At 74.1% G+C, this 26,301-nt stretch carries 22 protein-coding genes; 7 read left to right on the top strand and 15 right to left on the bottom strand.

What is annotated here, in order from left to right; genetic code table 11:
- Positions 1 to 1,167, bottom strand: a complete 1,167-nt coding sequence (locus C8054_RS07385; RefSeq protein WP_107155979.1) for an alkaline phosphatase PhoX — start codon at positions 1,165 to 1,167, stop codon at positions 1 to 3.
- A gap of 91 nt (positions 1,168 to 1,258) precedes the next feature.
- The gene (locus C8054_RS07380; protein ID WP_107156078.1) at positions 1,259 to 1,684 is read right to left on the bottom strand and encodes a 50S ribosomal protein L7/L12; all 426 of its coding nucleotides are present in this window, start codon (positions 1,682 to 1,684) and stop codon (positions 1,259 to 1,261) included.
- A gap of 68 nt (positions 1,685 to 1,752) precedes the next feature.
- Here C8054_RS07380 and C8054_RS07375 point away from each other — a divergent pair, with 68 nt between their 5' ends.
- The gene (locus C8054_RS07375; RefSeq protein ID WP_107155978.1) at positions 1,753 to 3,351 is read left to right on the top strand and encodes an NAD(P)/FAD-dependent oxidoreductase; all 1,599 of its coding nucleotides are present in this window, start codon (positions 1,753 to 1,755) and stop codon (positions 3,349 to 3,351) included.
- 53 nt (positions 3,352 to 3,404) lie between these two features.
- Here the strand turns inward: C8054_RS07375 and C8054_RS07370 are convergent, their stop codons facing one another.
- Both C8054_RS07370 and C8054_RS07365 read right to left on the bottom strand, forming a co-directional pair.
- Positions 3,405 to 4,040, bottom strand: coding sequence for a TMEM175 family protein (locus C8054_RS07370; protein WP_199199589.1), 636 nt, complete (start codon positions 4,038 to 4,040; stop codon positions 3,405 to 3,407).
- Positions 4,041 to 4,149: 109 nt separating this feature from the next.
- Positions 4,150 to 5,730: a Rieske 2Fe-2S domain-containing protein gene (locus C8054_RS07365; protein WP_107155976.1), complete on the bottom strand. Its 1,581-nt coding sequence runs from the start codon at positions 5,728 to 5,730 to the stop codon at positions 4,150 to 4,152.
- A gap of 259 nt (positions 5,731 to 5,989) precedes the next feature.
- Here C8054_RS07365 and C8054_RS07360 point away from each other — a divergent pair, with 259 nt between their 5' ends.
- A complete protein-coding gene (locus tag C8054_RS07360; RefSeq protein ID WP_107155975.1) occupies positions 5,990 to 6,214 on the top strand; it encodes a DUF2631 domain-containing protein in 225 nt (74 codons plus the stop codon).
- Positions 6,215 to 6,295: 81 nt separating this feature from the next.
- On the opposite strand, the gene C8054_RS07355 is transcribed toward C8054_RS07360, so the two are convergent.
- The 8 genes from C8054_RS07355 to C8054_RS07320 form a co-directional block, all read right to left on the bottom strand.
- On the bottom strand, positions 6,296 to 7,540 hold the full coding sequence (locus tag C8054_RS07355; RefSeq protein WP_107155974.1) for a DivIVA domain-containing protein: 1,245 nt from the start codon (positions 7,538 to 7,540) through the stop codon (positions 6,296 to 6,298).
- A 22-nt stretch (positions 7,541 to 7,562) separates the two neighbouring features.
- Complete coding sequence (gene rlmN / locus C8054_RS07350; RefSeq protein WP_107155973.1) at positions 7,563 to 8,708, bottom strand: 23S rRNA (adenine(2503)-C(2))-methyltransferase RlmN; 1,146 nt, start codon at positions 8,706 to 8,708, stop codon at positions 7,563 to 7,565.
- 104 nt (positions 8,709 to 8,812) lie between these two features.
- Positions 8,813 to 10,090 carry a phosphatidate cytidylyltransferase gene (locus C8054_RS07345; RefSeq protein WP_107155972.1) on the bottom strand — a complete coding sequence of 426 codons (1,278 nt, stop codon included), beginning with the start codon at positions 10,088 to 10,090 and terminating at the stop codon, positions 8,813 to 8,815.
- A 260-nt stretch (positions 10,091 to 10,350) separates the two neighbouring features.
- Complete coding sequence (frr, locus tag C8054_RS07340; RefSeq protein WP_107155971.1) at positions 10,351 to 10,908, bottom strand: ribosome recycling factor; 558 nt, start codon at positions 10,906 to 10,908, stop codon at positions 10,351 to 10,353.
- An 83-nt stretch (positions 10,909 to 10,991) separates the two neighbouring features.
- On the bottom strand, positions 10,992 to 11,759 hold the full coding sequence (gene pyrH / locus C8054_RS07335) for a UMP kinase (RefSeq protein WP_036345766.1): 768 nt from the start codon (positions 11,757 to 11,759) through the stop codon (positions 10,992 to 10,994).
- A 152-nt stretch (positions 11,760 to 11,911) separates the two neighbouring features.
- Positions 11,912 to 12,739 carry a translation elongation factor Ts gene (gene tsf, locus C8054_RS07330; protein WP_107155970.1) on the bottom strand — a complete coding sequence of 276 codons (828 nt, stop codon included), beginning with the start codon at positions 12,737 to 12,739 and terminating at the stop codon, positions 11,912 to 11,914.
- Positions 12,740 to 12,880: 141 nt separating this feature from the next.
- Positions 12,881 to 13,792: a 30S ribosomal protein S2 gene (gene rpsB / locus C8054_RS07325; protein WP_107155969.1), complete on the bottom strand. Its 912-nt coding sequence runs from the start codon at positions 13,790 to 13,792 to the stop codon at positions 12,881 to 12,883.
- A 231-nt stretch (positions 13,793 to 14,023) separates the two neighbouring features.
- Positions 14,024 to 15,112 (bottom strand): hypothetical protein, encoded by a 1,089-nt coding sequence (locus tag C8054_RS07320; RefSeq protein ID WP_233219526.1) that lies wholly within the window; start codon positions 15,110 to 15,112, stop codon positions 14,024 to 14,026.
- Positions 15,113 to 15,344: 232 nt separating this feature from the next.
- Here C8054_RS07320 and C8054_RS07315 point away from each other — a divergent pair, with 232 nt between their 5' ends.
- Genes C8054_RS07315 through C8054_RS07305 form a run of 3 tightly spaced genes read left to right on the top strand, consistent with a single transcriptional unit; the run spans position 15,345 to position 18,431 of the window.
- Entirely contained in the window at positions 15,345 to 15,704 is a 360-nt protein-coding gene (locus C8054_RS07315) for a YraN family protein (RefSeq protein WP_107155967.1), read from the top strand.
- A 1-nt stretch (position 15,705) separates the two neighbouring features.
- Complete coding sequence (locus C8054_RS07310; protein WP_107155966.1) at positions 15,706 to 17,226, top strand: YifB family Mg chelatase-like AAA ATPase; 1,521 nt, start codon at positions 15,706 to 15,708, stop codon at positions 17,224 to 17,226.
- A complete protein-coding gene (locus C8054_RS07305) occupies positions 17,223 to 18,431 on the top strand; it encodes a DNA-processing protein DprA (RefSeq protein WP_107155965.1) in 1,209 nt (402 codons plus the stop codon). Before C8054_RS07310 ends, C8054_RS07305 begins: the two co-directional genes overlap by 4 nt.
- Here C8054_RS07305 and C8054_RS07300 read toward each other — a convergent pair.
- Complete coding sequence (locus C8054_RS07300; protein ID WP_107155964.1) at positions 18,397 to 18,981, bottom strand: hypothetical protein; 585 nt, start codon at positions 18,979 to 18,981, stop codon at positions 18,397 to 18,399. The two genes, C8054_RS07305 and C8054_RS07300, sit on opposite strands and share 35 nt — an antisense overlap.
- Entirely contained in the window at positions 18,978 to 22,697 is a 3,720-nt protein-coding gene (locus tag C8054_RS07295) for an ALF repeat-containing protein (protein WP_158273814.1), read from the bottom strand. The genes C8054_RS07300 and C8054_RS07295 overlap by 4 nt, the downstream gene beginning before the upstream one ends.
- 562 nt (positions 22,698 to 23,259) lie before the next feature.
- Between C8054_RS07295 and C8054_RS07290 the strand changes: the two genes are divergently transcribed.
- Both C8054_RS07290 and C8054_RS07285 read left to right on the top strand, forming a co-directional pair.
- Positions 23,260 to 24,273: a tyrosine recombinase XerC gene (locus tag C8054_RS07290; protein WP_107155962.1), complete on the top strand. Its 1,014-nt coding sequence runs from the start codon at positions 23,260 to 23,262 to the stop codon at positions 24,271 to 24,273.
- A gap of 43 nt (positions 24,274 to 24,316) precedes the next feature.
- Positions 24,317 to 25,498 (top strand): aminotransferase class V-fold PLP-dependent enzyme, encoded by a 1,182-nt coding sequence (locus tag C8054_RS07285; protein ID WP_107155961.1) that lies wholly within the window; start codon positions 24,317 to 24,319, stop codon positions 25,496 to 25,498.
- On the opposite strand, the gene C8054_RS07280 is transcribed toward C8054_RS07285, so the two are convergent.
- Complete coding sequence (locus tag C8054_RS07280; protein ID WP_107155960.1) at positions 25,432 to 26,190, bottom strand: murein hydrolase activator EnvC; 759 nt, start codon at positions 26,188 to 26,190, stop codon at positions 25,432 to 25,434. The two genes, C8054_RS07285 and C8054_RS07280, sit on opposite strands and share 67 nt — an antisense overlap.
- Positions 26,191 to 26,301: the final 111 nt, after the last annotated feature.

The raw sequence follows: 26,301 nt of genomic DNA, 5'->3' as shown, positions 1-26,301 counted from the left end.
TCAGCGCCGGAACGGGCCGCGCACCTCGTAGGTGATACCGCCGGTACCGGCCTTCGCGCCGCTGGTGCCGCGCTGGGACGAGAAGTAGAGCCGGCTGCCGTCCGGCGCGAACGCCGGGCCGGTGAGTTCCGACGCCGACTGCCCGAGCAGCCGCAGGAACGGCGTCACCACGCCGGCCGGCGTGATCATGTTGATCTCCATGTCGCCGCCGTCCTCGGCCACGTAGAGATCGCCGCCTGCGGTGCCGGTGATGTTGTCCACCCCGGTCAGCGGCGCCGCGCCGGCCTCCACCAGCGAGTCGTCGTACGCGAGGTCGAGCCGCTCCCGCGCCGCGTCGTACGCCCACACCCGGTTGTCGCCCTTGGTGGTGAACCAGCAGGTGTCGTCCGCGTACCAGCAGCCCTCGCCACCGGCGAACGACTTCGCGGCGCCCACCTGGTAGCGGGTGGGCACCGGGAAACCGTCCCGGTCCGGCAGGTCCCGCCAGGTCACCGGGCCGGCCACCTGGTCATCCGGGGCGCAGAGCACCTGCACCCGACCGGTGCGCAGGTCACCCCAGGTGTCCGGGACGAAGCGGTAGAAGCACCCGTCCGGCTCGTCCTCGGTCAGGTAGACCACCTGCCGGACCGGGTCGCAGGCCGCCGCCTCGTGCTTGAAGCGACCCATCCGGGTCCGTTCCTCGCCGCCCCGGCCGCCGTCCGGCCAGGTCTCGAACACCCGGCCCAGCGGCACCTCCTCGCAGGAGAGCCACGTCCCCCACGGGGTGGGACCGCCGGCGCAGTTGTTGTTGGTGCCGCCGAGGATCCGGTACGCGGCGACGATCGTGCCGTCGGCCGCGAAACGCACCGCCGAGGCGCCACCGACGAGCGGCACCTCCGAGTTGGAGACGTAGCACCAGCCGTCGCCGGCCGGGAAACACGCACCGCCGTCCGGCGCCGGGTGCCAGACGTACGAGGTGCCGGCGACCCGCTGGCCGGAACGGGCGATCACCCGACTGGTGAAGCCGGCCGGCAACCGCAGGCCGTTGGCGTCGGCGGCCAGCAGGTCACCGTAGGGGCCGGGGCCGGGCTGGGCGGGCGCCGCCGGCGCGGCGGCGGCCCAGAGGCTGCCCGCGAAGGCGGTGCCGCCCGCCACGGTGGCGGCACGCAGGACGGTACGACGATCCATCGGATGACCTCCCCGAGACGACGACTCCCCGCCGACGGTAGACCCGTCGTCGCATCGAGCGCTGCCGCTGCGCGGTGAACGCCGGATGACCTCAGAGTCGGTCGACGTACCGCTTCGCCTCGGCCAGCGACCAGTTCGTGTGCTCCCGCACCAGCTTGACGGCGTGGATCTTCTTCCCGGCGCGGACGAGCCGGGCCGCCTCGGCCCGCACCTCGTCGTCCCCGACCGGCCCGGACAGGCCACCCGGCCGGGCCGGCAGCGGGCCGCCCGCCCGCAACGCGTCGACCGCCTGCTTCGCCTCCAGCAGCGGCAGCCCGGTCTGCTGGCTCAGCAGTTTGACCGCCTCGACCGTGCGCCCCGCACGGGCCAGCCGGAGCACCTCGCCCTGCCCGCCGCCGGTGGCGGGATCCGGGGCGACCAGGTCCCGGGGGCGGCCGGCGGACCGCCGGAGCACGAACCAGAGCAGGAGCAGGACGACGAGCACGGCCGGGAGCGCGAACTGGACTGCCTCGGGCATGCCGGCCACGGTAGCGCCCGGCCGCGAACCCTCCCGCCGGGGTCGGCCCGGCAGTAGGCTCCGTTCCCATGACTGACGGGACTGAGCTGCCGGCACGCGCCGACGTCGTCGTGGTCGGCTCCGGGCACAACGGCCTGGTCTCGGCGATCCTGCTGGCCCGCGCCGGCCTCGACGTGCTGGTGCTGGAGGCGGCCGAGGTGATCGGCGGCGCCACCCGCACCGAGAACCCGTTCCCGCTGGTGCCCGGGCTGCGTCACTCCACCGGGTCGTACCTGCTCGGGTTGATGCCGCCGGAACTGCTCGCCACGCTCGACGTGAGCATTCCGGTGCTGCGCCGCGACCCGCACTACTTCCTGCCCACGCCCGGCGGCCCCGGCGCGCCGTACCTCCTCTTCGGCAGCGACGCGGCGGCCACCCGGCGGCAGCTCACCGAGATGTTCTCGGCGGCGGACGTGGCGGCCGACGACGCGCTCCAGGCCGAGCTGGCCCAGCTCCGCGAGGACCTCGCGCCGGCCTGGCTGGCCGAGCCGCTGGCGGTCGACGAGACCGCCGAACGCTACGTCCGGCCGGCCCTGCGACAGGTCTTCGTCGACCTGGTCCGCGGCTCGGTCGCCGACCACCTGGCCCGCTTCGACTTCCGCTCCGAGCTGCTGGTCAGCATGTACGCGGTCACCGACGGGCTGTCCGGGCTCAACGCCGGCCCGGACGACCCGGGCACCGGGCACAACTTCCTGGTGCACAACATGTGCCGGCTGCCCGGCGCGGACGGCACCTGGATGATCGCCGAGGGCGGCATGGGCACCGTGTCGCGCACGTTCGCCGACGCGGCCCGGGGCGCGGGCGCCGGCATCGTCACCGGCGCCCCGGTCACCGCCATCACGCTGGACTCCGGCGCCGCGTCGGGAGTGGTGCTGGCCGACGGTCGGCAGGTCGGCGCGTCAGTGGTGCTGGGCGCGTGCGACCCGTACCGGCTGATCGACCTGTTGCCCGACGGCGCGCTCCCGGCGGAGCTCGGCGCGCGGATGGCGGCGGTCCGCCGGCCCGGCACCACGCTCAAGCTCAACCTGGCGCTCACCGGGCTGCCGCGCTTCTCCTGCCTGCCGGCCGACGCGCCGAGCCCGTTCGGCTCGACCATCCACCTGCTGCCCGGCTCCGACTCGCTGGTCGGCGGCGGCGGTGAGTCGCCGATGGCGGCGCTGCGCGGCATGTGGGCCGACGTCCAGGCCGGGCGGCTGCCGGACGAGCCGACCATCGAGTGGTACCTGCACACCACCGTCGACCCGTCGCTGCAGGACACCGCCGGGCACCACTCGTCGGCGCTGTTCGTCCAGTCGGTCCCCTACGAGCTGGCCGGCACCACCTGGGACGCGGCGCTGCCCGGGTACGTCGAGCGGCTGATCGCGATCTGCGAGCGGTACGCGCCGGGCACCGCCGACCTGATCGCGGACGCGGTGCCGCTGCCCCCGCCCGGCATCGAGGCCCACTTCGGCATCACCGGCGGCCACATCCACCACGTCGACAACACGGTGTCGTTCACCGACCGGATGCCGTACGCCACCGGCGTGGACGGCGTCTACGCCGGCAGCGCCGGCTGCCACCCGGCGGGCAGCGTGATCGGCGCCGCCGGCCACAACGCCGCCCGCCGCATCCTCGCCGATTTGAAGTAAGGAGGGGGCCCCGGTTAACGCCTCCGGTATAGGAGGGGCCCCCTTTTAACACCTCACGGCGAGGCGGCCTCCTGGCCGGCGCGTGGGAGGTCGCCCGGGCCCCGGATCACGTAGAGGCCGACCAGCAGCAGGTACGCCAGCAGGCTGAGGATCGGGTCGACGAACACGACCGCGAAGGCCACCAGGTACAACAGCGGGCCGAGCCGGAACCGGCGGGCCACCGCCCGGGCCAGCCGCGGGTCGAGATCCGGGTGCAGCAGACCCCGGCGACGGGCCCACCACCAGCTCAGATTGAAGAACACCGCCTCGCCGAGCACCGTGCCGACGTACAGCGCCGCGGTCAGCCGCTGGTCGCCGACCGAGCCGCGCAGATGGTCCGCCAGCAGGTTCGCGGTGAACGGGATGGCCGCCACGAACATCAGCAGCAGCAGGTTCAACACCAGCAGCATCTGGTCGACCCGGCAGACGTAGCGCCACATGTTGTGGTGCGTCAGCCAGACCTGGCCGACGACCGCGAACGTGATCACGTACGCCAGGTAGGCCCGCCACTCGTGTGCCAACGCGGCCGGCAGCCCCCGGTCGTCCGGGGCGTCCGGGCCGAACTGGAGCAGCTCGACCGCCATCAGCGTGAGCACGATGGCGATCACCGCGTCGCTGAACGCCTCCACCCGGGAGGCGTCCCGCGCCATCTCGCTGCTGCGCGCGAACCGGTACGCCGGCTCCCGGTCCGCCCCCGTCACGCCGCCGCCCTCACCAGGAGATGGTCGCGCGCCGGGGGCGGCGGGCGGGGCGAAAGCGTCAGATGACCGGGTTCCCGGCCGGCGCCGGCGTCTCCTCGTCGGCCCGGTGGGCGCGGATCTTGTGCCCGACGCTGGTCAGGCACCGACCGCTGGGCAGGTCGAACTTCCACCCGTGGAGCTGGCAGGTGAGCTGGTCACCGTCGACGATGCCGAACCGGCTCAGGTCCGCCTTCAGGTGCGGGCAGCGCCGCTGCACCACCCAGCCGTCGACAGTGATGTCCTCGGCGTCGACCGCGCGCTCGTGCTCGTCGTACCAGCCCTCGGCGTACTGGAGGCGCTCCTCGGAGAGGCACTTGAAGAACGCGTAGACGAACTCGTTGTACTGGCCGATCCGGGCCGCCGAGAACCGGCAGGAGAGAAAGAGCGAGTTGACCCAGTCGACCTCGCCGATGTGGAACAGGTGCTCGATCAGCGCCCGCTCGGTGCGGAACCGGTAACGGACCTTCTCGTCCGCGTACGGCCGGACCTCCTTGCCCGGGAAGTCCACCACGATCGACTCGACGTCGGCGCCGTCGTAGCTGACCAGGTCGAAGCGGACCGGGCCGCCGACGCCCTTGGCCAGGTAGATCGACTCGTCGAGCAGCGGCTCGATCCGGCGCTTCATCTCGGCCAGCACGTCGATCTCCGGGTGCCGCCAGGACGCCTTCTCCGCCTCGATGACGCCGCGCTTGCGCTCCCGCATCTCCTCCAGGTGGGCGACCTTGTTGGCGAAGAACTCCGCCACCGGCTGCGGGTGGGTGGTGGTCGCGCCCTCGGTGGTGATCTCGGTGACACTCCCGGGCAGCAGCACGATGCCGTTGTGGCCGCCGACCTTCGCGTACTCGGCCAGGAAGACCGACTGGTCGGGGAAGATGTTTCCCTCGTCGCCGAAGATGTCGTTGAACTGCCACAGCTCGTCGTCGAGGAAGCAGGGCGGGCCGGCGATCGGGAAGACGTGATCGGCCTTCAGGTCGTCGATGTAGCGCCAGGTGCGGTCGAACTGCCGGTCCCGCTTCTGCTTGCCGAACGCGGTCTTCGCCGACTGCGGCAGCTCGTAGACCATCGGGTACCAGATCGCGCCGGAGAACTGGAGCATGTGCGCGTGCACGTGGCCCAGCTCGGCGAAGACGGTCAGGTCGGTGGGGCGGGCGTCGTTCTGGTTGAGCAGCCGGACGCCGTCGTACTCGACCCAGAGCGACGAGTCGCCGATCGGGCCGTCGGTCGGGCTGGTCAACGCCTGGATCATGACCTTGAGGCCGCCGGGCAGCTCCACCACCTGCTCGTTCGGGGCCTTCAGGAACTTCGTGAAGCCCAGCTCCCGCAGCTCGTCCTCCATCTCGGAGGTCGGGTACTCGGGCAGCAGGACGGTGGCGTCCTTCGAGACGAAGTCCCGCAGGTGCTTCGCGTCGAAGTGGTCCCGGTGCAGGTGCGACACGTAGAGGTAGTCGACCTGGCCCAGCGTCGCCCAGTCGAGCTGCGAGTTGTCGGGGAAGGGGAACCACGAGGCGAAGTAGGCGGGATTGACCCACGGGTCGCACAGGATGCTGCCCGCGGGCGTGTCGATCCGCATGCTGGCGTGGCCCGTACCGGTCACTCGCACCGTAGTCCCCCTCAAAAAGGCATCAGGCGTACGACAAGACGCTACCGGAGACAGTGTGGTCGCCGTCCCGCGACGCCCACAGTGCCGGCCGGCCCCCGCGGAACAGGTCCAACGGCCCGGGCCGGTCCGCCCACCGTCGCGTCGGCCGCCGGTCGCCCGTGCGGGTCGTCCGGCCGCGTCGGGTCGGACCCTGCGCCGGGCCCGGCACGCGGCGTGCCAGACTAACCGGAGATCCGATCGCGAGGGGGAAGGACCGACAGTGGCAGGAGACGAGCCGGTAACCGCGCCAGACCAGCACAGGCCCGGGCACCGCAGGTCCGGACGGATCGGTGCGGTGGTGTCGGCGGTGGCCCTGGTGTTGATGGCGCTCTGCGGCACCGAGGAGGGCCGGGTGGAGCACATCTGGCTGTTCGGGATCGCCGCGCTGCTGCTCGCCATCGTCATCGGCGACGCCGTGCTGCGCCGCAACGGCCTGCGGTCCTGACACCCGGCGCCAGCGGTACGCGGAAGGGCCCGTCCCCTCGGGGGCGGGCCCTTCGTCGTCGAGTGCGTCGTCGGGTGCGGTTCAGCGGCCGCCGAGCAGGATGTCCTGCACGTCCTTGAGCGCGGCGTCGACCTCCGCCTCGAAGTAGCCGCCGGGCACCAGCCCGAAGCGCAGCGTGTCCAGCTCCTTCGGGTTCACCGGCATCGGGTTACGCCCCTGCATGCCACCGAGCAGCGTGTCGAAGAACCGGTCGACCTGGTCCGGGTCGTACCCGCTGCCGAACCGACGGACCTGGAAGCCGCGCCGGATCTGGTCGACCCGGTGCAGGTCGCTGCCGGGCGGGCCGGCCATCGGCGGGCCCACCATCGGCGGGCCGGCGGCCGGCGGACCGACAAGCGGCGGGCCCGTCATCGAGGGGCCGCCGCCGTAGCCCTGGTCCGGCGGGCCGTAGCCCTGGTCCGGCGGACCATAACTCTGCTGCGGCAGCGCCGGCGGGCCGGCCGGGCCGCGCCCACGCAGCTCCCGCAGGTCTCGCTCGGGCATCCGGATCTCCGCGGTCATGTCGGCCCGACCGTGCCGGCCGGCCTCGAAGCCGTCGAAGCGGTCGCCCGGTCCGCCGTACCCACCCGGGCCCTTGTCCTGGCCGTAGCCGCCCGGACCGGTCTCCTGGCCGTACCCGCCGGGACCGGTGTCCTGGCCGTACCCGCCGGGACCGGTGTCCTGGCCGTAGCCACCCGGGCCGGTGTCCTGGCCGTAACCGCCCGGACCGGGCGGCAGGCTGCGCGGCGGCGGTCCGCCGTGCCCGATCGGGGCGCCCGGCCCGGGACCCATCGGGCCGGGACCGGCCGGGCCGCGCGGCGCGTCGTAGCCGCCACGGGGGCCGTCGTACCCACCGGCGAACGCGCCGGTCGGCTCGTCGTAACGGTTGCCGTAGCGGTCGACGGGCGGGCCGGCCTGGGCCGGCATCTGCCGGGGCGGCATCGGCGGCTGCGGCACCGGGGACAGGCCACGGTCGTCGCGCATCGGCGGGCCGAGCCGGTCGGCCATCCGGGGATCGGCGCCGCGCCCGCCGGGGGCGCCGGTGCGCTCCTCCAGCTCGGCGAGCTGCCGCTCGACCCGGTCGAGGTGCAGGTCGACCTGCCACTCGTCATAGCCGTTGAACCGGACCCGGAAGACGACGTCGTGGACCTCCTGGGACGCGACGGGCGCACCGACCGGCTGGCCGTCGAGGGTCGCCTCGACCCGGTCCAGGAAGGCGTCCACCTCGTCGACCTTGTATCCCCGACGGAGCGCCTTCCGCCGGAAACGCTGACCCTGACTCGCCACTATGTCTCCTGGTCTCGTACCGCTACGCCGTTGCCGCGCGGGGGTCGCTGTCGGTGTCCTCGGCGGCGGCGAGCTGCCCACACGCCCCGTCGATCTCGCGCCCCCGGGTGTCCCGCACCGTGGTGGACACGCCGGCGTCGCGCAACCGCCTGACGAACTCCCGCTCGACCGGCTTCGGGCTGGCGTCCCAGCGGCTGCCCGGAGTCGGGTTGAGCGGGATCAGGTTCACGTGGGTCAGCTTGCCCGCCAGCAGCCGCCCGAGCAGGTCGGCCCGCCACGGCTGGTCGTTCACGTCCTTGATCATCGCGTATTCGATGGACACGCGACGCCCCGTCGTGGCCGCGTAGTCCCACGCCGCGTCCAGCACCTCGGACACCTTCCAGCGCTGGTTGACCGGGACGAGTTCGTCGCGCAGCTCATCATCGGGGGCGTGCAGCGACAACGCAAGGGTCACGGAGAGGTCTTCGCTGGCCAACCGCCGAATGGCCGGCACCAGCCCGACCGTGGAGACGGTGATGTGCCGCTGGGACAGGCCGAGCCCCTCCGGGGACGGCGCGACCAGCCGGCGGATCGCCGCCACCACCCGCGCGTAGTTGGCCAACGGCTCACCCATGCCCATGAACACCACGTGCGACAGCCGCGGCGGCGAGCCGACCACCGCACCGGAGGCGGCCACGCCGGCCAGGTAGACGGCCTGGTCGACGATCTCCGCGGTGGAGAGGTTACGGGTCAGCCCGGCCTGGCCGGTGGCGCAGAACGGGCAGGCCATGCCGCAGCCGGCCTGGCTGGAGATGCAGACGGTGACCCGGTCCGGGTAACCCATCAGCACGCTCTCCACCAGCGAGCCGTCGTGCAGCCGCCAGAGCGCCTTGCGGGTGGCGCCGTCGTCGCAGGCCAGCTCGCGCACCGGGGTGAGCAGCGTGGGCAGCAACGTGCCGGCCAGCCGCTCCCGGGTCGCCGCCGGCAGGTCGGTCATCCGCTCCGGGTCACGGACCAGGCGGCCGAAGTAGTGGTTCGACACCTGCTTGGCGCGGAACGCCGGTTCGCCCAGCTCGGTGACGAGCGCCTGCCGGCCCGGCAGGTCGAGGTCGGCGAGGTGGCGGGGAGGCATCGCGGGCCGGCGGCCGCGGGCGTCGGGGTCTACGGAGATCAGCGGGAGGCTCGTCATGGCGCGTCCAGTCTGACACGCGCCGAGCCGGACGCACCTGTCCACCGGCGCCGAATCGCCCCCGACCGGCCGGTCGGGGACGTGACGACGACGTGATCCATCCCTCAGCTCACCACCGGCACGAAGACCGCCAACAGCAGGTACGCCGTCGGCACCGCGAACAGGATCGAGTCGAGCCGGTCCATCAGGCCGCCGTGGCCGGGCAGCAGGTTGCTCATGTCCTTGACGCCCAGATCGCGCTTGATCATCGACTCGGCGAGGTCACCGAGCACCGCCGCGCAGGACATCGCCATCCCGAACAGCGCGCCCCACCACGGGGCCACGTCGAACAGCAGCCACAGCAGCAGCGCGCTGCCCGCCGCGGCGGCGGCGACCGAGCCGGCGAAGCCCTCCCACGACTTCTTCGGGCTGATCTTCGGAGCCATCGGACGCTTGCCGAAGGCCACCCCGGCCGCGTACCCACCGGTGTCGGAGAGCACCACCGCCACCAGCGTGACCAGCACCCGCAGGTGACCGTCGTCGGGCGCGGCGGCGAGCAGGGCCGCGAAGCCGGCGAGGAAGGGCACGTAGACCGCGATCAGCGTGGCCGCGGTCAGGTCACGCTGGTAGTTGCCGGGGCCGTCGCCGAGCCGCCAGATCATCGTGCCCAGCACGGTGACGAGCAGCCCGAGGCAGAGCGCGTCCGGGCCGGCGAACCAGGCCAGCCCGACCATGATCACGCCACCGGCGACCAGCGGCACCAGCGGCGGGTGGGCGCCGCTGCGGCGGACCGCCCGCGCCATCTCCCAGATGCCGATCGCCACCGCGGCGGCGAGCACGGCCAGGAACGCCGGCAGGAAGAAGAAGAGCGGCACCACGATCGCCGCGCCGAGGGCCGCCCCGACGCCGATCGCCGCCGGCAGGTTGCGGCCCGCCCGGGACGCCGGCGGCGCGGTGGTCGGGGGACGGTCCGCGCTCGCCCGCCGACGCCCCTTCGACCGGCGACCGGCCGGCGGTTCGGGCGCGGGCTCGTCGCGTACCGCGGGGTCGTCACGGGCCGTGAGCTCGTCGCGGACCGGGGCGATCTGCGCGGTGGGGTAGTCGTCGTCCGGCCGGTCGTCGCCCGCCGGGACGCGGTCGCCGGGCCCGGGCTCCTCCCGCCGGCCACGCGGCGCGGCCGGGGGGCCGTCGGGCGGCCACGGCGCGTCGTGGTGCCGCTGATCCAGCGGGTACGCGTCGGTGACCGGCCCGGCGTACGCCTCCGCGTCGGGAAAGGCGTCCGGGCCGGGGGCGGGACGCCGCCACGGACCGGGCTCCAGGCCGGTCTCCGGCCAGGGCAGGGCGGGGGCCGAGCGGTCCCAGCCGCGCGGCTCGGTGCTGCCGTAGGGGTCGGGGTGGGACATCACGCACCGGCAGACGGTACGAAAGCCACCACATGACGCAAGACCAAGACCATCCCCTACCGGCGTGAGACTTCCTGTTGACCGACCGACGACCGGACGATCCCCGCCGTTCACCCGGTGGTGGTCGCCGAATCGTGCCGAGCCTACTGCAACCGCCCGGCGTCGAGGGTGGACGCCGCCGGGCACGACGACGGCACCGGGCCGCCGCCCGGGGTGCCGGGCGACGGCGGCGCGGTGCCGTGACGGAGTGCGCGGGCCGTTCAGACCTCGAGCAGCTCGCTCTCCTTGTGCTTGATCATTTCATCCACGGTGCCGACGAAGCGCTGGGTCAGGTCGTCCAGGTCCTTCTCCGCGCGCCGGCCCTCGTCCTCGCCGACCTCGCCGTCCTTGACCAGGCGGTCCAGCTCTTCCTTGCCCTTGCGGCGGATGTTCCGGACGGCGACCTTCGCCTCCTCGCCCTTCTGCCGGGCGACCTTGATCATCTCGCGTCGCCGCTCCTCGGTCATCTGCGGGAGCACGATGCGCAGCTGGTTGCCCTCGTTGTTCGGGTTCACCCCGAGATCCGAGTCGCGGATCGCCTTCTCCATCGCATTGGTCTGCGAGGTGTCGTACGGCTTGATGATCACCATGCGCGGCTCGGGCACCGCGATGGACGCCATCTGCGGCAGCGGGGTCGGGCTGCCGTAGTAGTCGATGACGATCCGGGAGAACATGGCGGCGTTGGCACGACCGGTGCGGATCCCGCCGAATTCCTCCCTGGCGTGCTCGATGGCACGCTCCATCTTCTCCTCCGCCTCGAGGAGGGTGTCGTCGATCACCGGTCTCCTCGCCTCCTTCTGTCGCTCGTCGTGGGCTGTGCTGGGGCTGTGGCAGAGGACCGCTGCCGGTCCGGGTGGGCCGGTCAGGCGGTGATCAGCGTGCCGATCTTCTCACCGCCGACGGCGCGGACGATCGTGTCGTCACCCTGGGCGCCGAAGACCAGCATCGGCAGGCCGTTCTCCATGCAGAGGCTGAACGCGGCGGCGTCGGCGACCCGCAGGTTGCGGCGCAGCACCTCGGAGAAGGTGATCGAGTCGAGCTTGCTCGCCGTCGGGTCGATCCGGGGGTCGGCGGTGTAGACCGCGTCCACGCCGTTCTTGCTCATCAGCACCACGTCCGCGCGGATCTCCAGCGCGCGCTGGGCGGCCACCGTGTCGGTGGAGAAGTAGGGCATCCCGGCGCCGGCCCCAAAGATCACCACCCGGCCCTTCTCCAGATGCCGGATCGCGCGCAGGGGAATGTACGGCTCGGCGACCTGGGCCATGGTGATGGCGCTCTGCACCCGGGTCTCGATGCCCTCCTTCTCCAGGAAGTCCTGGAGCGCGAGGCAGTTCATCACCGTGCCCAGCATGCCCATGTAGTCGGCGCGGGCGCGGTCCATGCCGCGCTTCTGCAGCTCGGCGCCGCGGAAGAAGTTGCCGCCGCCGACCACCACGGAGACCTGCACGCCGCGGCGGACCACGGTGGCGATCTGCCGGGCGATGCCCTGCACCACGTCCGGGTCGACGCCGATCGCGCCGCCGCCGAAGACCTCGCCGGACAGCTTCAGCACCACCCGACGGGACCGGCCGGGCGGAGGGGCGGTCGGGTCATCCGCCGCCAGGCTCCGGTCACTCACAACCTGCGTCATCCGCCCCGCCCCTTCTCCCCGCGCACCGCGCGAGCGTCGCGTACCTGCCCTTGCCGACCCTATGTGACGAGGAGGCCGCGGTGCCTGTCGCGTACACCGGCGGCCTCCTCGTCCACGTTCTCGCTGCCCGGGCCCGCGGCCCGGGTGGCGGCTCAGGCCTGGCCGACCTCGAACCGCACGAAGCGGGTCACCTCGATGCCGGCCTCGGCCAGCACCTGCTTGACGGTCTTCTTGTTGTCGGCGACCGCGGCCTGCTCCAGCAGGACGAAGTCCTTGAAGAAGGCGTTCACCCGGCCCTCGACGATCTTCGGGAGCGCCGCCGCGGGCTTGTTCTCCTCGCGGGCGGTCTGCTCGGCGATGCGCCGCTCGGACTCGACCGTCTCGGCGGGCACCTCGTCCCGGGTGAGGTACTTCGGCCGCATCGCGGCGATCTGCATCGCGACGCCACGGGCGTCCGCGTCGCCCGCCTCGTCGTTCTTGCCGGAGTACTGCACCAGCACGCCGACCGCCGGGGGCAGGTCCTGGCTCTTGCGGTGCAGGTAGACCGCGGTGGTGCCGTCGAGCTTGGCGAAGCGGTTCAGCACCAGCTTCTCGCCGATCTTGGCGGACTGCTCCTGGATCAGGTCGGCCACGCTCTTGCCGTCGATGGTGCTGGCGAGCAGCTCCTCGGCGTTGGTGGCGTCACTTGCCACGCCGTGCTCGACCAACTGCTGGGCCAGCGCGATGAACGCGTCGTTCTTGGCGACGAAGTCGGTCTCGCAGTTGAGTTCGAGCAGCGCCTGGCCGGAGTGGGCGACAAGACCGTTGGCGGCGGTGCGACCGGCCCGCTTGCCCACGTCCTTCGCGCCCTTGACGCGCAGGATCTCGACGGCCTTGTCGAAGTCGCCCTCGGCCTCGGTCAGCGCCTTCTTGGAGTCCATCATGCCGGCGCCGGTGAGGTCCCGGAGCTTCTTGACGTCCGCGGCGGTGAAGTTGGACATGACTCTCTCTTCGGTGTCTGTGACTACTGCGGTGGGATGGTCTGACTGCCGGTTACCCGGAACCGGGCCGGTGTCGCCCGGTGTGTCCGCCGCGCCCCGCCGGCCGGCGCAGAACCGGCCGGCGGGGACGCGACGGCGCGATCACTCCGCGGCGGCGGTCGCCGGCTGCTCGGCAGCGGCCGGGGCCGACTGCTGCTCGGCGGCCGGGGCCGACTGCTGCTCGGCGGCGGCCGGCTGCTCGGCGGCGGGCTGCTCGTCGGCCTTCTTCGGCTCCTCGAGCAGCTCGCGCTCCCACTCGGCCAGCGGCTCGTCGGCGCCGACCTGGCCCGCCTCGGGCTTCTCGTCGCCGCCCCGGCCACGGCCGGAACGCGCGATCAGACCGTCGGCGACGGCCGCGGCCACGACCTTGGTCAGCAGCTCGGCCGAACGGATGGCGTCGTCGTTACCCGGGATCGGGAAGTCGACCTCGTCCGGGTCGCAGTTGGTGTCCAGCACGGCGATCACCGGGATGCCCAGCTTGCGGGCCTCGTCGACGGCGATGTGCTCCTTCTTGGTGTCGACGATCCAGACCGCGGCCGGGAGCTTCTGCATGTCCCGCAGGCCACCGAGGGTCTTGGTGAGCTTGATCTTCTCGCGGGAGAGCTGGAGGGTCTCCTTCTTGGTGTAACCGGCGGCGGTGCCGCTCAGGTCACCCAGGGCCTCAAGCTCCTTCATCCGCTGGAGCCGCTTGTACACGGTCTGGAAGTTGGTCAGCATGCCACCGAGCCAGCGGTGGTTGACGTACGGCTGGCCGACCCGGGTCGCCTGCTCGGCGATGGCCTCCTGGGCCTGCTTCTTGGTGCCGACGAACAGGATGCTGCCGCCGCCCGCGACGGTGGTGCGGATGAACGAGTACGCCTTCTCGATGTAGTCGAGGGTCTGGCGCAGGTCGATGATGTAGATACCGTTGCGCTCGGTGAAGATGAAGCGCTTCATCTTCGGGTTCCAGCGCCGGGTCTGGTGCCCGAAGTGCACACCGCTCTCCAGCAGCTGACGCATGGTCACGACGGCCATGGTGGGTACTCCTACTTTGTCCCTGGTTGTCCGTCCGGCCGGCGGCCGGACGCCTGGCGCCCGGTCGCCGGCCAGGGTGGGCCCGGATGAAGAACCGGGACCAGGGAGGCCGTCGCTCCACGGAATGACCATGGAGAGGGCACGCGAGGTCGACCGCACGAGGCGGTCGCCAGTTGACCAGTGTACGCGCCTTCTCCGCCCACCGGCCCCGGGGTGCGCGGTCGGCGGCGGTCAGCGAGCCGCGAGCGCGGCGGCGACGAAGAGCACCAGGCCCACGGTCAGGTACGCGGTCGGCGGGCGGAGCCAGCCGCGGCTGCCGTCGGCCAGCGCGAGCCCACCGGTGCGCAGGCCGTACAGCCCGGCGCCGAAGATCGGCAGCCCGACCACCAGGAACGTGCCCACCACGACGTGCGACGTGGAGACCGGGTCACCCACCAGCCCGTGCAGCAGCACCCGGAACGCGGGCACCTCCAGCACCAGCACGAGCGCCGCCAGCAGCACCGCCAACGCCGGACGCCGGGTCCGGTAGACGCCGTCACCGGGCGGCGGCCCGTCCGGTCGGGGTACGACCGTCGGCATCGGGCCGGTCGGCATCTCCAAGGGGTTCACCGGCGCCGTCGGCTCGGCCGGGGCGGGCGGGCGCTCACCGATGGTCAGCGAGGTGGCCGCACCCGGGCTCGGCCGGCCGCCCACCGAGATCTGCGTCCCGCCGGCCGTGGCGGGCTCCGCCGACCGACCGGTCTCCACGATCGGATAGCCACCGAGCGGGCCGGGACGGGCCGGATCGCCATTCCCGGCCGAGGCGTCCGCGCCGAAACTCCCGAACGAGGCCGGACCGCCCGAAACCGCACCCCCGGCCGGAGCGTCCGCGCCAAAACCCCCGAACGAGGCCGGACGGGCCGGGTCGGCGCCCCCGGCGAGGGCGTCGGTCCCGCGCGACCCGAGCGGGTCCGGCGCGCCACGCGACGCGGTGCCGAGCGCGTCGACGCCGCTGCGCGACACCGCGCCGAGCCGGTCGTCCCCGTGCCCGGCCGCCGCCTCGCGGGCCGCCCGCCGGCCGGCACGCCCCGGCAGCTCCCCGGAGACCTCCGGGTCGTCCGGTCGCTGTGACCGCCAACCACTCGTGTCGTCGACGAGCGGATCGGCGGCGGAGTACCGACCCGGGTCCGCGTACCGGCCTTCGCCCGCCCGCTGCTCCGGGGCGCGGTAGTCGTCGTCGCGGTAGCGCGGCTCGCCCGCGGCTCGCCAGTCCGACTCGTACCCGCGGTCGCCCCACCGCGGTTCCTGCTGATCCTCGGGATAGCTCCGTCGTCCGTCCACGACCGGCACGGTATGCGACCGGCACCAGCCACGCCATTCGGGTCGCCCGGAGCGTCACCGCAGCTCATCCCCACACCGCCCGGTTGTCGCGCGATTACGGGGAGTGTCCTCGTGGATCATGCCTTAGCAGATCGGGCGCGAGATCGGGTGCCCGTCCACAACCCCACCCTCGTCCACAGACCGGCGACGGCAGCTCCGCACGACCACGCCCCTCGGTCGCATCCTGACCGGCATGACGAACCGGAACCAGGCCGTCGGCGCCTACGGCGAGCGGTGCGCGCTGCGGCACCTGATCGAGACCGGGCTACGCCCGATCGCCCGCAACTGGCGCTGCCCCGACGGGGAGATCGACATCATCGCCTGGGAAGGGCCGGTCCTCGCCTTCTGCGAGGTGAAGACGCGGCGCACCGAGCAGTACGGCTCCCCCGCCGAGGCCGTTGTCCGGGCCAAGGCACGCCGGCTGCGCGGCCTGGCCGCCCGCTGGCTCGCCGAGACCGGCACCACCGCCGACGAGGTCCGTTTCGACGTGCTCTCGGTCCGGTTGCCGGCCGCCGGCCACGCCCGCGTGGAACACCTCCGGGGCGCGTTCTGACATGGGCTACGCCAAGGTCCTCAGCGTCGGGCTGGCCGGCGTGTCCGGGCAGGTGGTCGAGGTGGAGGCCGACCTCGCGCCCGGCCTGCCGGCGGTGCTCATCTCCGGCCTGCCGGACACCGCGCTGCACGAGGCCCGCGACCGGGTCCGCGCCGCCATCGTCAACTCCGGCCAGAAGTGGCCCAACCGGCGGATCACGCTCAACCTGCTCCCCGCCACCCTGCCCAAGTACGGTTCCGCGTTCGACCTCGCCATCGCCGTCGCCGTGCTCGCCGGTTCCGGCGAACTGCCGCCGGTCGCCCTGGAGGGCACCGTCGTCCTCGGCGAACTCGGTCTCGACGGGACGGTCCGTCCGGTCCGGGGTGCCCTGCCCATGGTCGCCGCCGCCGCCCGGGCCGGCTGCCCGCGCGTCGTGGTGCCGGCCGGCAACGCCGCGGAGGCCGCCGTCATCCCCGGCGTACGGGTGCACGGGGTCGACACGCTGCACCGGCTCGTCGCGCACGTCCGCGGCGGCGTGCCGCTGCTCGCCTCACCGGAGCCGCCGCCGGCCGGCGCGCCCACCGGTCCCGACCTCAGCGACGTCGCCGGGCAGCCCCTCGGCCGGCGGGCACTGGAGATCGCCGCCGCCGGCGGCCACCACCTCGCCCTGCTCGGCCCGCCCGGGGCCGGCAAGACGATGCTCGCCGAACGACTCCCGTCGATCCTGCCCGCGCTTGACGACGAGGCCGCCCTGGAGGTGACGGCGCTGTACTCGATCGCCGGCCTGCTGCCGCCCGGCGGCGGGTTGCTGCGCCGCCCACCGTTCCAGGCGCCGCACCACACCGCCACGGTGCCCGCGCTGGTCGGCGGCGGCTCCGGGCTGGCCCGGCCCGGCGCCGTGTCACTGGCCCACCGGGGCGTGCTCTTCCTCGACGAGGCGCCGGAGTTCAGCAAGGGCGCGCTGGAGGCGTTACGCCAGCCGCTGGAGAGCGGACGGGTCCGGGTCGCCCGCACCCGGGGCGCCGTCGAGTACCCGGCCCGTTCCCAACTGGTGCTGGCCGCCAACCCCTGCCCCTGCGCGAAGCCGTCCGGCGACGCCGACTGCGAGTGCGCCCCGCAGGCCCGGCGGCGCTACCTCGGCCGGCTCTCCGGGCCACTGCTCGACCGGGTCGACGTGCAGGTGCAGCTGATGCCGGTGACCGCGGCGGAGCTGATGGAGACGATGACCGTGAGCGAGTCCTCGTCGACGGTCGCCGCCCGCGTCGCCGCGGCCCGACGAGCCGCCGCCGACCGGTGGGCCGGCACCGGGCACCGGCTCAACGCCGAGATACCGGGGCCGCTCCTCCGCCGTCCACCGTGGCGGCTCCCCGCCGGCGACACCGCTGAGCTACGCGCCCGGCTGGACTCCGGATCGATCTCCGCACGCGGCTTCGATCGCGTCATCCGGATGGCCTGGACCGTCGCCGACCTGGACGGGCGAGCACGCCCGGACCGGCAGGACGTGCTGGAGGCCCTCCAACTCAGGACGGGAGCGGGCGCATGAGCACCGGGGAGGAGCGGCTGCTCGCCCGACTGGCGTTGACCTGGCTCACCGAGCCCGGCACCTGGACCGTGTACCGGCTGGTGGACTCGATCGGCCCGATAGCCACGCTGGACCTGCTGCTCGACGGCGGCGCGCCCGAGGACCGGCTCCGCGCCACCGTGGCGGCCCGCCGCGCCGGCGGTGACGCACGCGGCGTCGCCGCCGACGCGCTGGCCCGCGCGGAACGGCTCGGTGCCCGCGTCATCTGCCCGGAGGACGCCGAGTGGCCGGCTCGACTCGCCGACCTGCGCCGTCTCCGGCTGCCCGACGCCAGCCGGCGGGTGGACCTGGAAACCGCCCCGCCGCTGTGCCTGTGGCTGCGCGGCGCCCCGCGACTGGACGAATCCCTGGAGCGTTCCGTGGCCGTGGTCGGCGCCCGGGCCGCGACCGCGTACGGCCTGCACGTGGCGACCGAACTCGGCTACGGTCTCGCCGACCGGGGCTGGACCGTGGTCTCCGGGGGCGCCTTCGGCGTCGACGCGGCGGCGCACCGGGGCGCGCTGAACGCCGGCGGGGTGACGGTGAGCGTCCTGGCGTGCGGGATCGACCGGCCCTACCCGCTGGGTAACGCCGCGCTCTTCGACCGGATCGCCGAGACCGGGTTGCTGCTCGGCGAATGGCTGCCCGGGGCGGAGCCGTTGCGTCCCCGGTTCCTCATCCGGAATCGCGTGATCGCCGCCGGCACCCTCGGCACCGTGCTGGTGGAGGCGTCGGCCCGCAGCGGGGCGACCCAGACGACGAGACGGGCGCTCGCCCTCGACCGCCCGGCCATGGTCGTTCCGGGTCCGGTCACGTCGGCCATGTCCGTCGGCGCGCACGAGATCCTCCGCGAGGAACCGAGGGCCCGCCTGGTCACCGGCGTGGCACACGTGCTGGAGGAGGTGGGCCGGATCGGCGCGGACCTCGCCCCGCCCGTACGCGGGCCGAGCCGGCCCACCGACCAGCTCGACGACGAGGCCACGCTGCTGGTGGAGACGTTTCCGCGCCGCGGCGTGATCGGGCTGGAGGCGCTGGCCGCCCGGGCCGGCGTGGACATCCGGGCGGCCATGCGGAAGCTGTCGCTGCTGGAGGAACTGCACCTCGTGGTGCGCCGCGACGGCGGGTACGCGTTGGCGCCCCCGCCGGCGACCGTCAGGCGGACGGACGCTCGGACCGGAGATGGGTGAGCACGTTCCGTTCCCAGGTCTCCAGTTCCGCGACGAGATCCCGGGTCCCCGGGTCCGCATCCGCCAGGTGCGGCGCCAGCATCCCGGCCGCCGTCACCAGGCCGGCCGCGCGCAACAGCCGACGCATCTCGTCCGGGGCCAGTTCACGCCAGCGCGGGGCGACCTCGACCGCCTCCGGGGTGGACATCGGCATGACGGCCGCAAGGCCGGCCAGCGCGAACCGGGGATCCAGCAGCGGGATCGACGGGTCACGGTGTGCGCGGTCCACCGCGGCGGCGGTCACCAGCAGCCGCCGGACGACTGCCTCGCGCTCGTCGATGCCGCCGGCCGCCCGGGCCCGGGCCAGCACCACGTCATACGCGGCGGAGAGCGCCGGCCAGTCCGGCACCGGCGCCCCGGCCACCTCGTCGGTGAGGTACGCCGTGAGACGTTCCAGCACGCCCAACCATTCGTTGCCCGTCCACCGCACGTGCTCCGGCGCGGTGGAACGGAGCCAGGTGACGAGGCCCGACAGGTCGAGCCTCGTCACCTGCTTCCAGTCGGCAATCACCGGAAGATGACGCCGAGCTTCGCGAAGGCGTCGACGCCGCGCTTCTTGGACCCGGCGGAGGGCTTGTAGTGACCGCTGTGCACGTCGATCTCCACCCCCCAGTAGCCGTCCCGGGCGTTGCCCACCACCACCGCTTCCCCGGCGGCCAGCACGTCGGCACCGCGGGTCAGGGCGGTGTGCGGGATCTCCTGCCTGCCCACGAACTTCGGCACCACCACCAGGGTGCCATCCGTGAGCACCGCCCACTTGACCTTGCCCATCTCGGTGGCGTCGGCGTTGATCGCCCGGTCGAACTCCGGGGTGCCCGGGCGACTGGGCCGGACCCCCAGGTCGTCGACGAGCTTGAGCTCCTGCTGCAGGAGATCGGCCATCTGGTTCGGGAACTTCTCACAGCCGCCGTCGGCGGTCGCGGCCATCCGCGTCAGCCCGGCGGTGGCCGCGCCGACGATGCAACCGGTCTTCTTGAACCGCTTGAGCTGCCGGAGCAGATCCACCGCGCGGGCGCCCCCGAACAGCTCACCGGCGCCGGGGATCATCGCCAGGAAGCTCAGCGCCGCTCCCGTCCTGTCCCCGTTCAGCAGTGCGATGACCGCGTCGAGCCCGTCGCAGACCTCACCGGCCACCGGGATGAACCCGCAGACCGCGAGCACCAACTGGATGATCACCATCGCCTGCTCGCGCTCGTGCGCGTTCTTCTCGTCGTAGTACTGCATCACCTCATCGCAGATGGGCCGGTGGCCGAACTGCAACGTGCACGCGTTCTCGCCGTTGGCCAGCGCGTCGAGCAACTCGCCGCCACTGCAGTGGATGCCGTGCAGCTTGTACGCGAGGTTGCACTCCGGCAGCGGCGTCGGGTCGGCCTGGCCCGCCTCCCGGCGTGCCTTCTCCTCGGCCCGCTGCTTCTCCACGCTGATCCGGACCGCATCGGCCGCCAGTCGGGCTGCCTCGGCCGCGTCCTTGCCGGCCGCCTCGGCCGACGCCTGGGCGTCCGCGGCCGCCCGCTGCGCCTTGTCGGCGGACGCCCGGGCCCGGTACGACGACGCGGTCGCCTGCTTGGCGTAGACGTCCGCGCTGGCCGCGGCCTGGGCGGCCCGGGCAGCCGCGTCCCGTGCCGTCTGCGCCGAGGCGGCAGCCTGATTGGCGGACTGCCTCGCCTGCGCCGCCGCGTCGGCAGCCTGTGCCGCGTAGCCGTCGGCCTGGCGCGCGGACTCGGCCGCCTGCGAGGCGTACCCGGCCGCTTCCGAGGCCGCGTTGCGCGCCAGCGCGGCGGCCTCGGCCGCCTTCGCCGCCTCCTTGAACGCGGTCCTCGAATCGCGTGCCGCCTCCAGGATCATCGCTCTGATCTTGGACGCGTGCGCCGTCGCCTCGGCGTCGCGTTGCGCGGCCTTGAACCGGGTGACCTGGAGGAAGTGCCGGATCGCGGAACGCGGCCCGGCGAGCGCGATGCGCCCGGCCGCCTTCACCTCGGGGCCTCCGGCGCTGATGGCCTGGGCGACCAGGATGCGGTTGTCGGTCTCTGCCGCGTCGAACTGCCCACTGCTGAGGAACGCCTGCCGATCGGCGTCCGTGCCGTTGAGCGCGGCCTGTCCGGCCGCCTTCGTCGTGGTCCCCCCGGCGGTGATGATCTGGGCGATCTTCACCCGGTCGTCGGTCTCCTTGTCCGGGTAGGCGCGGGTGCGCAAAAACTCCCGGACCTGGGCGATCGGCGCGGAGAGCGCCTGCTCGGCGGCCACCTTGAGGGCCGGTTTGTCGGCGCTGTCGGCGACCAGTCCGACCTTGGCCCGGTCGTCCTGCTCCGCCGCGAGGTCGGCGCCGACCGCCACGTACTGGATGACGTCTTCCTCGTTGCCCACCAGGGCCCGCTCGGCAGCGGCCTTCGACCACGAACCGCCGCTGACCGCGAGCCGTGCCGCAGCCAGACGGCCATTCCTGACCACCACCGCACGGGGTGCTCCGGCAGCCCGGGCCTCCGTCAGCCACTGCGCCGTCTCGGCGTCCCGGCGGGTCTGCTCCTCGGCGTCCCAGGCGGCCTTGCCGAGCCGTTCCTGCTCCTCCTCCCGGGCCTGCTCCGCCTCGAACACCGCCTGGTCGGTGAGGGCGGCGAGCCGCTCCTCGTCGGCCACGCGGGCCTGCTCCTCGACCACCTGCGCCTTCGCCACCGCGTCCGCGGCGGCGTTGGCCGCCGTCATCGCGGCGGCCGCGTGCGCGGTCGCCCGCGCCGCCGCGCCCGCGGCCTGCCCGGCCTGGTCGGCCGCCTCCTCCGCCGCCACGGCAGCGGCGTCGGCGTGCACGGCGGCGTTGGTGGCGAATCGTTGCGCGTCGTCGGCCGCCGTGGCAGCCTGCCGGGCCAACGACTGCGCCGAGTTGGCCGCGCGCCTCGCGGCTGCGGCCTGTGCCTTGGCCCGGGCAGCGGCGGCCCGGGCCCGAGCGGCCTCGGCCTCCGACACACCGGCCTGTCCGGCCGCCTGCTGGGCAGCGGCGGCAGCCGCTTCGGCATTCGTCACGGCGCCACCGGCCGCGGTGGCGGCATCGGCCGCCGCCCGCACGGCGACGCCGGCCTGCTTGGCCGCATCCGCGGCCCGACGTGCGCCGGCCGCGGCGTCCCGGGCGCGCTTCGCCGCCGCCCGCGCGTCGGCCGCCTTGCCGGCGTCCAACGACGCCGCCGAGGCGGCACTCTGCGCGCGAGCTGCCGCGTCGCCCGCCAGGGCCGCGGCGTTGGCGGCCTTCGCCGCGGCCTGTGAGGCCACCCGGGCGGAGGCCGAGGCGGCATTCGCCGCACCGATCGCGGTCTGCGCCGCCTTCGCCGCCCGGGCCGCCGAGTCGGCGGCCCGGCCCGCCGCCGCCGATGCCTTGGTGGCGGAGTCCTTGGCCGCGGCCGTCTCGGCAGCCGCCCGTTCGGCCGCCGCCTTCGCGGCGGCAGCCGCCCGGACCGCCTGCTGCGCGTTGTCCTCGGCCTGCTGCGTCTCGGCGGCGGCGAGCTGGCTGGCCTCCTTCGCCAGGCCGGCCAGTTGGGACACGCTCAACAGCTCGGCGTCGCGGGCCCGCGCGACGTGCTGCCCGTACTCGATGAACTCGCGCAGGTCCTCGGCGGTGCCGTTGAGCGCCGTCTGCGCGGCGGCCCGGACCTCGGGCCCGCCCGCGGACATGATCTGCCCGACCCGGATGCGGTCGTCGGCCTCCTGCGCGGCGAACTGACCGGTGCTGAGGAACTCGGTGATGGCGTCGTCACCGGCGTTCAGCGCGGCCTGTCCCGCCCGCTGGACGGTGGAGCCGCCGACCGAGATGACGCGGCCCAGGCGGATCCGCTCGTCCGTCTGCCAGGGCGCCTCCCAGCCGGTGGCCAGGAATGCCTGCCGCTCCGCGGTGCTGCCGGCGAGGGCGGCCTGCGCCGCCTGGGTGAGGGACGGACCGCCCAGGGCGATCATCTCCTCGATCCGGACCGTGTCGTCCTGGTCACCGGCGACGCGCAGCCCGGTGCGCAGGAACTCGACGACCTCCGCGTCGGAGCCGACCAACGCGACCTGCGCGGCGCGGGAGACGTTCGTGTCACCCGTCAGCATCATCGTCAACGCGGTCCCGCGCGCGTCGATCTCGGGCGCGGTCTCGGCCGCCCGCGCGGGCGCCACCAGCGCACCGGTGGCGACGATGCCCGCCACCGCCGCCGTCCCGAAGCGCCACCAGCGCGACCGCTGCCGCCATCTGCCTGTTGTTCGCATGCCTCTCCCCGTTGTCGAAGGTGGTGGTGACGCTGAACCGATCGCACCGGCCGTCGACCGGGACGACGCAGCACCGAACGGCCGGCCGCACGGTCGATGCGCCGTGAGCCGTTCCTCGGGAGCACTCCGGAAGTTCCACACCGTCGGGCGGTCGGCCGCCGAACGCGGCGGACGGATCGGCCCGGGCCCGGCGGACCTAGTGCGACGGCGTACGTGTTCGCTGACGCGGCAACGCCTGGGCCGCATGGGCATGCCTCATGGGCAGCACCGGCTCACTCATCAGATCCCCCCGTGGATCGTGTCGCGACACCGGGACACCCACGGTCGCCCGCAGGGCACCGCACGTGTCGCGTGGCCCTCATCCTTGAGGCTGGAGCATGTGGTTGGCAACGACGCCGGCACCGACAGGTCTCGATATCCGGCTTTGTGTCCGCCGGACCACAATGGACCGGCCGTTCGACGGATTGCGGCGCGGGGCGCGTACGCCTGTTGGCACCCGAACGGCGCCCGTAGGCTGACTCCGACGACTGGCGGCGAGCGCGGGATCGACGACGGGGTGGGCATGAGCGGACGAGGCGGCGGCACCCGCGACCGCCACGCGGCGCTGCCCACCGCCATGCGTGCGGCGGTGGACGACTTCGCCGACCACCTGTCCCGGGTGCGGAACCGCTCCGCGCACACCGTCCGGGCGTACGTCACGGACGTGGTCGCACTGCTGGACCACGCGGTGCGGATGGGCTGCACCGACCTGCCCGAACTGGACCTCGCGGTGCTGCGCAGCTGGCTGGCCCGGCAGCGGACCATGGGGACCGCCCGGACGACGCTGGCCCGGCGGGCCGCCGCCGCCCGGACGTTCAGCGCCTGGGCGCACCGGGCCGGCCTGCTCCCCGGCGACGTCGCCGCGCCGCTGGCCAGCCCCCGGGCCCGCCGGGACCTGCCCACCGTCCTGCGCGCCGATCAGGCCGCCGACCTGATGGACGCCCCGGCACGGGCCGCCGAGGCCGCCGACCGGAACCCGGGACTGCCCGCCGAGACCGAAGCCGACGCGGACGCCGGGGCCGGCACGCCCGAGGCGGTGCTGCTGCGGGACCGGCTGCTGCTCGAACTGCTCTACGGCACCGGGGTGCGGGTCAGCGAGGCGTGCGGCCTGGACGTCACGGACGTCGACCAGGCCCGCCGGGTGGTACGCGTGCTGGGCAAGGGCGGCCGGGAACGGGCGGCGCCGTACGGGGTCCCGGCGCAGCGCGCACTGGACGCGTGGCTCGACGCCGGCCGGCCCGCCCTGGTGGTGCCCGGCTCGGGCCGCGCGCTGCTGCTCGGGGCCCGGGGCGGACGGCTGAACCCGACAACCGCCCGGCGGATCGTGGCCGGCTGGACCGCCGCGGCCGGCGTGCCGCGGGTGACCCCGCACGGGCTGCGCCACTCGGCCGCCACCCATCTGCTCGAAGGCGGCGCGGACCTGCGCGCCGTGCAGGAGTTGCTCGGGCACTCGTCGCTGGCCAGCACGCAGATCTACACGCACGTCTCGGTCGAACGGCTGCGGGCGGCCTACCGGCAGGCGCACCCGCGGGCCTGACGGAACCGGCCGGCGGTGATCCACGGCGGGCTACCATCGACGGATGACGGTGCCGCAGCCGCCCGAGCCGATTCCCGGGGCTCGACTGCTCTTCTCCCTCGACCCGTCCGTCAGCCACCTCAACCACGGCTCGTACGGTGCCGTGCCGGTCGTCGTGCAGCGCGCCCAGCAGCGGCTGCGCGACGAGATGGAAGCCAACCCGATGCGGTTCTTCGGCCCGGGCCTGGTCGACCGGATCACCCACGCCCGGCGGCACCTGGCCACCTTCCTCGGCGCCGACCCGGACGGCACTGCCCTGGTCGGCAACGCCACCACCGGCGCGGCCGTGGTGTTGCAGTCGCTGGGGCTGCGCCCCGGCGACGAGGTGCTGACCACCGACCACGGGTACGGCGCGGTCGCCCTGTCGGTGGCCCGGGAGTGCGAGCGGACCGGGGCGGTGTCCCGTACCCTGCCGGTGCCGTTGACGGCCACCGACGAGGAGATCGTCGAGATCGTCCGGGCCGGGCTGCGCCCCGGGCGGACCCGGTTGCTGATCGTCGATCAGCTCACCTCGCCGACCGCCCGGCTGTTCCCGGCGGCGGCGCTCGTCGCGGTGGCCCGGGAACGGGAGGTGCCGGTGCTGGTGGACGCGGCGCACGCGCCGGGCATGCTGCCGGCCACTGTGGCGTCGGTCGGCGCCGACTTCTGGGTCGGCAACCTGCACAAGTGGGCGTACGCGCCGCGCGGCACCGCCGCGCTGGTGGTGGCGGAGCCGTGGCGGGAGCGGATCCAGCCGCTCGTCGTCTCGTGGGAGCAGGGCAGCGGGTTCCCCACCCGGGTCGAGTGGCAGGCCACCGACGACTACACCGGTTGGCTGGCCGCCCCGGTCGGCGTGTTCACGCTGCGCAGCCTCGACGTGGACCGGGTGCGCGCGCACAACGCGGCGCTGGCCGCGTACGGGCAACGGGTGGTCGGGGACGCGCTCGGGGTGGCGCCGGAGCGACTGCCGGCGCCCGGCGGACCGGCGGTCGCCATGCGGCTGGTGCCGCTGCCGCCCGGCGTCGCGACGACGCTGGACGCGGCCCGGGCGCTGCGGGCCCGGATCGCGGACCGGCTGGCCGCCGAGGTGTCGGTGGCCGGCTGGAACGGCCGGGGCTACCTGCGGCTGTGCGGCCAGGTCTACAACACCCCGGAGGAGTACGACCGGCTGGCGGTGCGGCTGCCCGCGCTGCTCGCCAAGGGCTGAGCGCCCGGGTCGGCCGGCATGGCCGGCGTCGGGTCGAGGGGAAGGAGTCGGACCCGGCCCAGCCCGAGCAGGGCGAGCGGGTCCAGGTAGTCGTCACCGTGGCGCAGCCCCCAGTGCAGGCAGGCCGCGACGGCACAGCCGGGGTGGCCGGCGAGCAGCTCGCCGACCGGGGTGCCGGCGTCGACCCGGGTGCCGGCCGCGAGCCGGGAACGGACCGGCTCGTAGGTGGTACGCAGCCCGGCACCGTGCCCGACGGTGAGCACCGGCCGGCCGGCCACCACGCCGGCGAAGAGGACCGTGCCCGCTCCGGCGGCGCGCACCTCGGCACCCGGTGCGGCGACGAGGTCCACGCCCCGGTGCCCGGGCAGCCAGGGCCGGGGTGGCGGGTCGAACCGCCGGACCACCCGGGGTGGGCCCGTCAGCGGCCACCGGAAACGTGCCGCCGGACCGGTTCCCGGCGCCCCGGCCGCCGACGCCGGTGGACTTACCGGCGATGCGGCTCCGGCCGACGGGAAAGCCCGGACCGCCGGTGGCGCGGCCCCGACGGGAGACACGGCCGCGGCCGGTGATGGAGGCGCCGGACGTACGGCGCCGGCCGGGGCCGGGCGACGCGACGGCTCGGCGGACGGGCCCGGCGTGAGGCACAGCACCAGCAGCACGGCCGCACCGGCGGGACCGATCGGGGTAGCCATGCCGCGCACTCTGCCCGCGCCGCCCGGCGTCCGGCCACCGCTCGCGGACGACGCTGTGGACGGACACCCGCTTGTGGACGACGCCCGAACTCGGAACGGATCTGCTAGGGC

The sequence above is a fragment of the Micromonospora sp. RP3T genome, from assembly GCF_003027925.1.
GTDB lineage: Bacteria > Actinomycetota > Actinomycetes > Mycobacteriales > Micromonosporaceae > Micromonospora.
Note: the sequence above shows the minus strand (reverse complement) of the source record. Positions and strands in the feature narration are given on the sequence as shown.

Coding starts and splice junctions, on each gene's coding strand:
- C8054_RS07385 (WP_107155979.1), bottom strand. CDS start 1,167: ATGGATCGTCGTACCGTCCTGCGTGCCGCCACCGTGGCGGGCGGCACC.
- C8054_RS07380 (WP_107156078.1), bottom strand. CDS start 1,684: ATGCCCGAGGCAGTCCAGTTCGCGCTCCCGGCCGTGCTCGTCGTCCTG.
- C8054_RS07375 (WP_107155978.1), top strand. CDS start 1,753: ATGACTGACGGGACTGAGCTGCCGGCACGCGCCGACGTCGTCGTGGTC.
- C8054_RS07370 (WP_199199589.1), bottom strand. CDS start 4,040: ATGGCGCGGGACGCCTCCCGGGTGGAGGCGTTCAGCGACGCGGTGATC.
- rlmN (WP_107155973.1), bottom strand. CDS start 8,708: ATGACGAGCCTCCCGCTGATCTCCGTAGACCCCGACGCCCGCGGCCGC.
- C8054_RS07345 (WP_107155972.1), bottom strand. CDS start 10,090: ATGTCCCACCCCGACCCCTACGGCAGCACCGAGCCGCGCGGCTGGGAC.
- pyrH (WP_036345766.1), bottom strand. CDS start 11,759: ATGACGCAGGTTGTGAGTGACCGGAGCCTGGCGGCGGATGACCCGACC.
- tsf (WP_107155970.1), bottom strand. CDS start 12,739: ATGTCCAACTTCACCGCCGCGGACGTCAAGAAGCTCCGGGACCTCACC.
- rpsB (WP_107155969.1), bottom strand. CDS start 13,792: ATGGCCGTCGTGACCATGCGTCAGCTGCTGGAGAGCGGTGTGCACTTC.
- C8054_RS07315 (WP_107155967.1), top strand. CDS start 15,345: ATGACGAACCGGAACCAGGCCGTCGGCGCCTACGGCGAGCGGTGCGCG.
- C8054_RS07310 (WP_107155966.1), top strand. CDS start 15,706: ATGGGCTACGCCAAGGTCCTCAGCGTCGGGCTGGCCGGCGTGTCCGGG.
- C8054_RS07305 (WP_107155965.1), top strand. CDS start 17,223: ATGAGCACCGGGGAGGAGCGGCTGCTCGCCCGACTGGCGTTGACCTGG.
- C8054_RS07295 (WP_158273814.1), bottom strand. CDS start 22,697: ATGCGAACAACAGGCAGATGGCGGCAGCGGTCGCGCTGGTGGCGCTTC.
- C8054_RS07290 (WP_107155962.1), top strand. CDS start 23,260: ATGAGCGGACGAGGCGGCGGCACCCGCGACCGCCACGCGGCGCTGCCC.
- C8054_RS07285 (WP_107155961.1), top strand. CDS start 24,317: ATGACGGTGCCGCAGCCGCCCGAGCCGATTCCCGGGGCTCGACTGCTC.
- C8054_RS07280 (WP_107155960.1), bottom strand. CDS start 26,190: ATGGCTACCCCGATCGGTCCCGCCGGTGCGGCCGTGCTGCTGGTGCTG.